At 60.0% G+C, this 6,197-nt stretch carries 6 protein-coding genes; 2 read left to right on the forward strand and 4 right to left on the reverse strand.

Going from position 1 to position 6,197, the window contains the following annotated elements; translation table 11 throughout:
- Window positions 1-27: 27 nt before the first annotated feature.
- Together mscL and coaA are read right to left on the reverse strand one after the other, a co-directional pair.
- A complete protein-coding gene (gene mscL / locus C501_RS0102025) occupies window positions 28-417 on the reverse strand; it encodes a large conductance mechanosensitive channel protein MscL (protein ID WP_026174510.1) in 390 nt (129 codons plus the stop codon).
- A 115-nt stretch (window positions 418-532) separates the two neighbouring features.
- A complete protein-coding gene (coaA, locus tag C501_RS0102030; RefSeq protein WP_018133965.1) occupies window positions 533-1,495 on the reverse strand; it encodes a type I pantothenate kinase in 963 nt (320 codons plus the stop codon).
- Between the two features lie 105 nt (window positions 1,496-1,600).
- On the opposite strand from coaA, the gene glmS reads away from it, so the two are divergent.
- Together glmS and C501_RS0102040 are read left to right on the forward strand one after the other, a co-directional pair.
- On the forward strand, window positions 1,601-3,481 hold the full coding sequence (gene glmS / locus C501_RS0102035; RefSeq protein WP_026174511.1) for a glutamine--fructose-6-phosphate transaminase (isomerizing): 1,881 nt from the start codon (window positions 1,601-1,603) through the stop codon (window positions 3,479-3,481).
- Window positions 3,482-3,630: 149 nt separating this feature from the next.
- Window positions 3,631-5,205, forward strand: a complete 1,575-nt coding sequence (locus C501_RS0102040) for an SLC13 family permease (protein WP_026174512.1) — start codon at window positions 3,631-3,633, stop codon at window positions 5,203-5,205.
- Window positions 5,206-5,290: 85 nt separating this feature from the next.
- Here the strand turns inward: C501_RS0102040 and C501_RS0102045 are convergent, their stop codons facing one another.
- Entirely contained in the window at window positions 5,291-5,893 is a 603-nt protein-coding gene (locus C501_RS0102045; RefSeq protein ID WP_211206325.1) for an Ig-like domain-containing protein, read from the reverse strand.
- Between the two features lie 95 nt (window positions 5,894-5,988).
- Window positions 5,989-6,197 (reverse strand): integrase core domain-containing protein (locus C501_RS0102050; RefSeq protein WP_018133762.1); only part of this gene is annotated, 209 nt, incomplete at its 5' end.

The raw sequence follows: 6,197 nt of genomic DNA on the forward strand, positions 1-6,197 counted from the left end.
TAGAGATTTTTCGCTAGGTGCGAGTTGTCAGTTCCGGGTCTTCAGAGCATCGCGGATCTCGGTGAGCAAGGCGATCTGCTGATCGGCTTCGTCTTCTTCGGTGATGCCCAGGCGAGCGTTACGGCGCTCGATCATCTTGTTCATTGGAAGCACGACGCAGAAGTAGATTGCAGCGGCAACCAGCAGGAAGTTGACGATCTGGGTTAGCAGGATACCGAACAGGATGTCATTGCCGTTGATTGTCACCTTAGCGAAGTCATCGAAGTTGGGGGATCCGACGAGTGCGGAGATCAGGGGCATCAGAACGTTCTCGACGAGCGCTTTGATGACCAGGCTGAATGCGCCGCCGATGACCACAGCAACTGCTAGATCAACGACATTGCCTTTCATAATAAAATCTTTGAATCCCTTAAGCATGTTCTTTAACATAGACGGTTCTCAAGAGAAGCGGAACCACCAAGGCTTGTTTCGCCAAGGTTGAGAGATTCTTTACAGTGGCGTCATTATTAGCCACTGAAGATCACGGGTTTTCTCAGGTCTTGCGCAGCAGCATCCTGCGCACGGAGTGGTCCTGGTCTTTGCTCAGGACCAGGCGCGCCCTGCCCCGGGTCGGCAGAACATTTTCCACGAGGTTCGGCTCGTTGATCCGCTTCCAGATTCCTAAGGCGGTTTCCGTGGCCTCTTCGTCGGAAAGATCCGCATAGCGGTGGAAATATGAGCTCGGATCTGCGAAGGCAGATTTGCGTAGGGAAAGGAAGCGGTTGACGTACCACTGCTCGATGGTGCTGGTTTTCGCGTCAACATAAATGGAGAAGTCGAAGAAATCGCTGATCGCGAGCCCGGAGCGGCCATCTTGCCGAGGCCTGGCAGGTGCCAGCACATTGAGGCCTTCGATGATGAGTACATCGGGCCTCTGCACCACGACTTCCCTGTCCGGGACGATGTCATAACTCAGATGCGAATACCAGGGGGCGCGGACCTCTTCTGCGCCGCTTTTAACCTCGCTCACTAAACGCAGCAGCCGGCGGCGGTCATAGGATTCCGGGAAGCCCTTGCGCTGCATCAGGCCGCGCCGCTCCAGTTCCGCATTGGGGTAGAGGAAGCCATCGGTGGTGATCAGCTGAACATCGGGAGTGTCCGGCCAGCGCCGTAGCATTTCTCTGAGGATCCTGGCCGTTGTCGATTTCCCCACAGCCACGGACCCGGCGACCCCGATCACGAAAGGAGTTCGCTGGGTGCGTTCACCGAGGAAAGTCGTCGTCGCTGAGTGCAGACGCCCCGCAGCTGCGACGTAGAGGTTGAGCAGGCGGGAAACCGGAAGATACACCTCGCGGACTTCGTCCATATTCAAGGGGTCGCCCAAACCTCGCAGCCTGAGGATGTCCTCTTGGTTGAGTGGCTGCTCGATTTCATCGGAGAGCCGTGACCAGGTCTGCCGGTCGAGTTCGACGAAAGGCGAGACGCTCTCTCCTGCATCGGCGCGTTGCAAGCTCACCTATCGCATTCTGCCTTGTCCAGCAGCGCAAACGAAATGAAGCTCACGCCGCCATACCTGACTATGGCTGCGTTAAGGTGCCCTGTCCCCGGTAAACTGGAGGCCATGTGTGGAATTGTCGGATACGTGGGGCATGCGAATCAGCAAGATCATCAGGCGCTTGATGTAGTTCTCGAAGGACTGCGCCGGTTGGAGTACCGGGGCTATGACTCCGCGGGGGTCGCGGTACTGAGCGATGGCGGTGTGATCTCGGCGAAGAAAGCCGGGAAACTGAGCAATCTGCTGGAAGTTCTCGCGGGGTCTCCCTTACCGTCGTCGCATACCGGCATCGGCCACACCCGCTGGGCCACTCACGGTGCACCCACCGACGTCAACGCCCATCCGCATCTGGCGGATGATGATCAGCTCGCTCTGATCCATAACGGCATCATCGAGAATTTCTCTGAGATTAAGGCCGAGCTCCTGGAGCAGGGCGCCATTTTCCTCTCCGAGACCGATACCGAGGTGGCCGCCGCGCTTCTGGCAGTCGAATATCGTGCCGCTGCGGGGGTCGATCCGGCGATCCGACTGACCGTAGCGATGCAGGCTGCCTGCCAGAAGCTCGAAGGGGCTTTCACGCTGCTGGCGATGCATGCTGATATGCCGGGTGTCATCGTCGCCGCCCGGCGTAACTCCCCTCTTGTCGTCGGCCTCGGTGATGGCGAGAACTTCCTGGGCTCGGATGTCTCCGGTTTCATCGACTACACTCGCCGGGCGGTCGAGCTGGGGCAGGATCAGATCGTCACGATCACCCCCGATGAGGTGGTGATCACCGACTTCCACGGTAAGCCTGCCGAGGGCAAGGAATACTACGTCGACTGGGATGCGGCCGCGGCCAAAAAGGATGGCTATGACTCCTTCATGTCCAAGGAGATCCACGATCAGCCCAAAGCTGTGGCGGAGACTCTGCTGGGCCGCGCGGACGGCGAAGGCCGGCTGGCGCTCGACGAGCTACGCATCGATGAGAGCATCCTGCGCTCGGTGGACAAGATCATCGTTATCGCCTGCGGTACCGCCGCATACGCCGGCCAGGTAGCCAAGTACGCCATAGAGCACTGGTGCCGGATCCCAGTTGAGGTGGAGCTGGCGCATGAGTTCCGCTACCGGGACCCCATCGTCAACGAGAAGACCCTCGTGGTTGCCATCTCCCAGTCCGGGGAGACCATGGACACCCTCATGGCTGTGCGCCATGCCCGGGAGCAGGGCGCGAAAGTGCTGGCGATCTGCAATACCAATGGCTCCACGATTCCGCGGGAATCCGATGCGGTGCTCTACACCCACGCCGGGCCGGAGATCGCGGTGGCCTCCACCAAGGCCTTCCTGGCGCAGATCACCGCCGCTTATCTTCTGGGGCTCTACTTGGCTCAGTTGCGCGGGAACAAGTTCCAGGACGAGATCCGGGTGATCCTCGATGAACTCTCCGCGATGCCGGAGAGGATTCAGCGCGTGCTCGATCAGGAAGGCGAGATCAAAGATCTGGCTGAGCGCATGAAGGATTCCTCCTCCGTGCTCTTCCTGGGCCGCCACGTCGGCTTCCCGGTGGCGATGGAAGGTGCTCTGAAACTCAAGGAGCTGGCGTACATCCATGCCGAGGGCTTCGCTGCCGGAGAGCTCAAGCACGGCCCTATCGCTCTGATCGATCAGGGGCAGCCGGTCTTCGTGGTGGTGCCTTCGCCTCAGGGGCGGGATTCGCTTCACGCCAAGGTCATCTCGAATATTCAGGAGATCCGGGCGCGCGGGGCGCGGACCATCGTCATCGCCGAAGAAGGGGACGAGGCCGTGCGGCAGCACGCTGAGGACGTCATCTATATCCCGGCATCACCGACGCTTCTGGCTCCGCTTCTGGCCACGGTGCCCTTGCAGATCTTCGCGGGGGAGCTCGCCCGGCTCAAAGGCTACGATGTGGATCAGCCGCGGAACCTGGCGAAATCCGTCACAGTTGAATAAGTGGAAGTCATAATCGCCAGATCCTAGAAATTTTACGGCGCGGTTTGTCAACATAGGGTTGCCAGGCTGGAAACGCCCGGCGGTTATCAGATAGCTTCTTCCATTATCACCTCGCAACGGTGCACGGTGATAGAACGAAGGAGTTCTGGGTGGAGACACTAACGTTCCCGGCGCAACGTGCCGAAGGCCAGCAGCCGGGTGGGGTACCTGGCCGCGGGTCGCAGCGAATGGCGCCGAAAATAGGTCTCGTCCTGGGCCCTGTGCTAGCAGTGCTGCTGTTCTACTTCCTCCCGGAAGAATCAGCGCTACCGCTTGAGGCCCGGAGCGTGGCTGCTATCGCGGTTCTCGTCGCGGTGTGGTGGATGACGGAGGCGCTCCCTCTAGCCGTAACAGCGCTCTTGCCGTTGATCCTGCTCCCGCTGAGCGGAGCGGTCACGCTCAGTGCCTCCGCTGCGCCCTACGCTTCGCCAATTGTCTTCCTCTTCATGGGCGGCTTCGTGATCGCGATTGCTCTACAGCGCTGGAATATGCATCTGCGGATCGCGCTGTCGGTGCTCAGTGTAGTGGGCACCAAGCCGAGGAGCATTGTTCTCGGCACAATGCTGGTCAGCGCCTTCCTGAGCATGTGGGTCAATAACACCGCGACCACCGTCATGATGATTCCGATCGCGCTGAGCTTGGTAGCGTTGGCTGTCCCCGAAGCGCAGCGAGGTAAAGATCAACTCCTGAAAGCCGTGCTGGGGGACCGGCAGATCCGGAACTTCACGCTCTCCCTGCTGCTCGGGGTGGCGTATGCCTCTTCGATGGGCGGCCTGGCCACTCCGGTGGGGAGCACCCCCAACCTGATCCTCATGGGCTTCCTGGATGAGTCGATGCCGGAACGCTCTCTCAGCTTCGCGCAGTGGATGATGATCGGTGCGCCGGTATCCGCGATTTTCGTTTTCCTTGGCTGGCTTCTGCTAACGAGGGTGCTCTTCCCGAGCCAGATCGAGAAGATCGCGGGTGGCAAAGCCCGGGTGCGGCAGGAGCTTGCTGCTCTAGGCCCGATGAGCCGTCAAGAGTGGATGGTCAGTGGCGTCTTCGTCCTGGCCGCGCTGCTCTGGGTCTTCCGGGGTACGCTGACTGGTATTGGCTGGCTCGTGGAATTGCTGCCGTTCCTGCCGCGATTGACCGACGATATGATCGCGGTCGGTGCGGCTGTGCTCCTGTTCTTACTGCCCGGCGCTAAGGGCGAGCGGCTTCTCGATTGGCCCACGGTCCAGCAGGGGATTCCCTGGGGTGCGCTTCTGCTCTTCGGCGGTGGTCTCTCCCTCGCCGCGGCGGTGCAGTCGACCAAGCTCAATGACTACATCGGCCTCAAAGTCAGCGGACTGGGCGGGCTGCCCATTGTCCTGCTGGTCATCGCGATCTGCGTGCTGATTCTCTTGCTGACCGAACTGACAAGTAACACCGCGACCGCAGCGACGTTCATCCCGGTCCTCGCTGCGGTGGCCACCGGTATCGGGGTGGATCCGTTGTTCCTGCTGCTGCCCGTGGCCATGGCGGCGAGCTGTGCTTTCATGCTGCCGGTGGGCACTCCGCCCAATGCCATCGCCTACGGCACCGGGTACATCCCGATCGGCCAGATGATCCGGGCGGGCCTTCTGCTCAATGTGCTCTCGGTCGTGCTGATCACCGGGGCGGTGTTCCTGTTGGGCGTCCCGCTTCTGGGCTTGGGCAGCTGACCGTTCCGTGATGAGTACAGAGAATTAAAAACTGTTGGGGAGGCGTCCAGAACTGGACGCCTCCCCCAACAGTTTTAGGGGTGGGTTAGGCTTTCCGGCGGCGGTTCAGCAGTGCGATGCTGATGCCGGCGATGAGTAGCAGGCCTGCGATGGCCAGTGGCGGGTTGGTGCTGGTTCCTGTGCTGGCCAGTTCATTGTCTTGGCCGGTGTTGCTTACGGAGGTGCTGTTGTGGCCCTCGTTGCTGCCCTTATTACTACCTGCCGGAGCCACGGTTGTTCCAGGCTGCTCGGAGCCTGGTTCCGCGGTTTCTGGCTCGGTTGTGGTCGGCGGGGTGACGATTTCTGGTGCAGCGTTGACGTTGATGGTCAACGTTGCGGTTGAGCTGATGCCTCTTTCGTTGGTGACCTGGTAGCGCACGGCCGGTACTTGACCGGAGAAACCGTTGGCCGGAGCGAAGGTGATCTGGCCGTTAGCGACTTCGAAGCTTCCGCCTTCTAGGGCCAGGGAGCTCACGGGTGCCTCTTGTGCGTCAAGCAGGGAGAGAGTTTCCGGGAGCCAAGATGATTCATAGGCGAGTCCGTCATTGGCAAGCACGTCGACCGTGACTGGCGTCTGATAATCAGTGGAAGCAGAATCATCCTTCAAAGGGCTGGGCAGCTCAAGCGAGGGCTGATCTATGAGGACCATGAAATCTTTATACTCATCGTAGTCCCCTCGTTCTGACATAACGGAGATTTTATGGGTCTGCCCCGGGTTTGGTTGACAGTTGGGGTTTGGGGTGATCAGGCCGCTTTCGCGTCCGTGTAGATCGTCTCAAACTCTACGGGAGTGAGTTTGCCGAGGCCGCGTTGCCGGCGTCTTCGGTTGTACTTCGTTTCGATCCAGGAAACGATCGCGAGGCGGAGGTCAGCGCGAGTGTTCCAGCATCTCGTGTTGAGCACGTTCTTCTGAAGCAGGCTGAAGAAACTCTCCATGCTCGCGTTATCGCCAG

Origin of the sequence: Acaricomes phytoseiuli DSM 14247, assembly GCF_000376245.1 — a bacterium.
GTDB classification, from domain to species: Bacteria; Actinomycetota; Actinomycetes; order Actinomycetales; family Micrococcaceae; genus Renibacterium; species Renibacterium phytoseiuli.

Coding starts and splice junctions, on each gene's coding strand:
- glmS (WP_026174511.1), top strand. CDS start 1,601: ATGTGTGGAATTGTCGGATACGTGGGGCATGCGAATCAGCAAGATCAT.
- mscL (WP_026174510.1), bottom strand. CDS start 417: ATGCTTAAGGGATTCAAAGATTTTATTATGAAAGGCAATGTCGTTGAT.
- C501_RS0102045 (WP_211206325.1), bottom strand. CDS start 5,893: ATGGTCCTCATAGATCAGCCCTCGCTTGAGCTGCCCAGCCCTTTGAAG.